The following is a 2,594-nucleotide window of genomic DNA, read 5'->3' on the forward strand; positions in this document are numbered from 1 at the left end:
GGCACGCCCTCCCGCGCACCGGTGCTGAGACCGGCGGCCTCCTCGCCGCTGCGGCCTCGCTCCTCGCTGGTGGTGCGGCTCTCGTGACCCGCCGCCGCAAGAACGAGCAGTGAGCTCACACCTCACCGCCGTTCACTAGCTGAACACAGTGTGGCCCCCACTCCCTCGGGAATGGGGGCCACACCCCTTTAATATCGACGCATACACGCAGAAATATGCATAGCTAAGGTCAGGCACCTCGAGCTCCGTACGAATAAATATCTCAACAACTACGGTTTTTAAGCGGTCTTGATTTAAGTCGTGGTCGACCAACCCGACGTTAACTGGCTTAACATCGAGAAAATACCGACTCCGGGCATCGTGCATTCGTCACGGCACACTGGGCTCATCGTTCGCGAGCGATATCTAAAACCTCTAGCCAAATCTAACGTCTCCGAGGCCTTACTACAGATATAGCACGATTCCGCGACGCCACTCCCCAAAAAGCGCTGGTCAACAAACGACCTGGAGAGCAAAAGAACCCCCGCACCACAAATGAACTGCTCCCCATTAGTTGGACTGAGAAATCAGTTACCGACTAGTGGCGAGTAGTTCAAAAGGGTTCGTGCGAGGGTTCTTCTGTGCGACGGGGCGATCACATCATGCCACCCACGCCCGAGGGCATCCCTGCCGCCGCCGCGCACGGCGGCGGCGCGACGTTCCGCGTGGAGCTCCCGGAAGCCCACCTCAGCTAAGTGCGCTCCACTGCTGGTGGAGGATCCGAGGGTTCTCGCCACTCCACAGGGTCACGATCCGAAAGGTCCTGCCGGCAGCTTCGAGCACCGTGTCGGTCAGGTGGAGATGCGGGCCGACCTCGCACGACGTCACCTCACCGCAAAGCTCCACGCCGCGGCCACGAAGAGCCTCGACCCCCGTCGCCCATTGCTCGATGCTCATCGCACGGGCGCGGGTATCAATTAAATGAGAATCCTCGCCGAGGCTCTCAAGCGGAGACGCGCTTTCACACCACAGGGAGCGCTCGAGGCTGGCAGGCGTCGGAACCGTGCGGAACAGCACCCGTGAAACCGGGCCCCACGTTCGGCGCCGTGCCCTTCTGGTAGGCGGTCGCCGCGGCCCGGGCGCGCTCGTCAGCGGCCTCGTTCATCTCGTGGCCCGCATGCCCTTTCACCCACTCGAAGCGCACGCTGCGGCCCTGCATCTCACGATCGATCGCTTGCATGAGCTCGACGTTGAGCACGGGCTTGCCGTCCTTTTTCTTCCAGCCCTTCTTTTTCCAGCCGGGCATCCACTTCGTGACCGAATTGATGACGTACTGCGAATCGCACAGAATCACGAGGTCCTCGGCCGCGCGACCGGCTTCACAGCTTTGACTGAGCAGTTCGCACACAGCGGTGGGTTCCCCGAAGAAGGTTGAGGCCGAGCTTTCGCGCCTCGCGGAGGAGACTCACGCCGACGAGTTCATCGTCTCGAACTACTTCCATGACCCCGCGGAGCGGTATGAGAGCCAGCGCCTGCTTGCGGAAGCGTGGCTCGGATGAGAAGTGGACTTAGGTCCTCACGTCACTCTTTGTCACAATAACGATTTTGTTACCAAGGCCGATCGGCGGCACCCATGAGACGCCCCGGTCGGCCTTGCTTTCCTCCGAGTAAGTTATAAAACGCTAAACGCTTGGTGGATATGTTCGAATATTTCCTTCTATTTCTTTTTTCTTTTTCGTTTCCACAAGACTGCTTTCCTATTCTTAGCGACCAACCATTCCACTAAGAAGCAAGGCCTTCGCAACGCTGTGACGTGCGAGTTCGCGTAACAGCTCCACCGGCGCCACCCATTCGCGCGCCCCGCTTATCCGTAATAAAACCGTAACAATCGATATACCAATGTTTCTCCACGTGCGAGCTATGCGCGAATCCTCTCCCGCCAGTCAACTCCGCTTCGACCGCGACTACCTGCCGGACGTCTCACGCATGCCCACACGGGGCTTGGCACCTCTAGGGAAATTGCCCACTTCACAAATGGTCTAGAAGCAATTAGCGTTGAGCGTGGATGCCCGCAACAGGTGTTGTGCGGCGAATCCTTTAACTCCCCAAGCACAGAAAGTTGGAGAACTCATGGTCTTCGATGCTTTCCGTAAGCGGAACAGCCACCGCGCGGAATCCTCAGTTACCCCCATGTGGCGCCGCGGTGCTGCAGCCCTTGCCGTCGGCGCCGTCCTCGGCACCTCCGGCGTTGTTGGCACTTCCGCCCTTGCCGCTACGAACGCATGCGCTACCGAAGGTGGCATGACCACGGGCCAGCCCACCGCGGAAGAGGCTCAGGCTGCCGCTGACCAGGCGAAGGCCGCAGCTGATCAGGCACAGGCCACCGCAGACGAAGCTGCTGCCGCAGCCGACGCCGCCGCAGCCGACGCCAAGAAGCTCCAGGACGCCGCCGACCAGGCACAAGCCGAAGCCGACCAGGCACAGGCCACCGCAGACGAAGCTGCTGCCGCAGCCGACGCCGCCGCAGCCGACGCCAAGAAGCTCCAGGACGCCGCCGACCAGGCACAAGCCGAAGCCGACCAGGCACAGGCCACCGCAGACGAAGCTGCTGCCGC

General features: G+C 60.9%; 5 protein-coding genes. 3 read left to right on the forward strand and 2 right to left on the reverse strand.

Annotated elements, in window-relative coordinates; all coding sequences use genetic code 11:
- Nucleotides 1–113: LPXTG cell wall anchor domain-containing protein (locus D8M36_RS10500; RefSeq protein ID WP_126848193.1), on the forward strand; the 113-nt coding region annotated here is incomplete at its 5' end.
- A gap of 613 nt (nucleotides 114–726) precedes the next feature.
- Here the strand turns inward: D8M36_RS10500 and D8M36_RS10250 are convergent.
- Both D8M36_RS10250 and D8M36_RS10255 read right to left on the reverse strand, forming a co-directional pair.
- The gene (locus D8M36_RS10250) at nucleotides 727–936 is read right to left on the reverse strand and encodes a hypothetical protein (protein ID WP_202974893.1); all 210 of its coding nucleotides are present in this window, start codon (nucleotides 934–936) and stop codon (nucleotides 727–729) included.
- A 64-nt stretch (nucleotides 937–1,000) separates the two neighbouring features.
- Nucleotides 1,001–1,387, reverse strand: a complete 387-nt coding sequence (locus tag D8M36_RS10255; RefSeq protein WP_202974894.1) for an RNase H family protein — start codon at nucleotides 1,385–1,387, stop codon at nucleotides 1,001–1,003.
- A gap of 4 nt (nucleotides 1,388–1,391) precedes the next feature.
- Between D8M36_RS10255 and D8M36_RS09975 the strand changes: the two genes are divergently transcribed.
- Both D8M36_RS09975 and D8M36_RS09980 read left to right on the forward strand, forming a co-directional pair.
- A complete protein-coding gene (locus D8M36_RS09975; RefSeq protein WP_193877152.1) occupies nucleotides 1,392–1,538 on the forward strand; it encodes a hypothetical protein in 147 nt (48 codons plus the stop codon).
- Between the two features lie 571 nt (nucleotides 1,539–2,109).
- Nucleotides 2,110–2,594, forward strand: a 485-nt coding sequence (locus D8M36_RS09980) for a hypothetical protein (protein WP_193877155.1), incomplete at its 3' end; no start/stop codon positions are given.

The sequence above is a fragment of the Dermabacter sp. HSID17554 genome (assembly GCF_003989295.1).
GTDB classification, from domain to species: domain Bacteria; phylum Actinomycetota; class Actinomycetes; order Actinomycetales; family Dermabacteraceae; genus Dermabacter; species Dermabacter vaginalis.

Bases quoted from the DNA above. Each gene is read 5' to 3' on its own strand.
- D8M36_RS10250 (WP_202974893.1), bottom strand. From the start codon at position 936: ATGAGCATCGAGCAATGGGCGACGGGGGTCGAGGCTCTTCGTGGCCGC.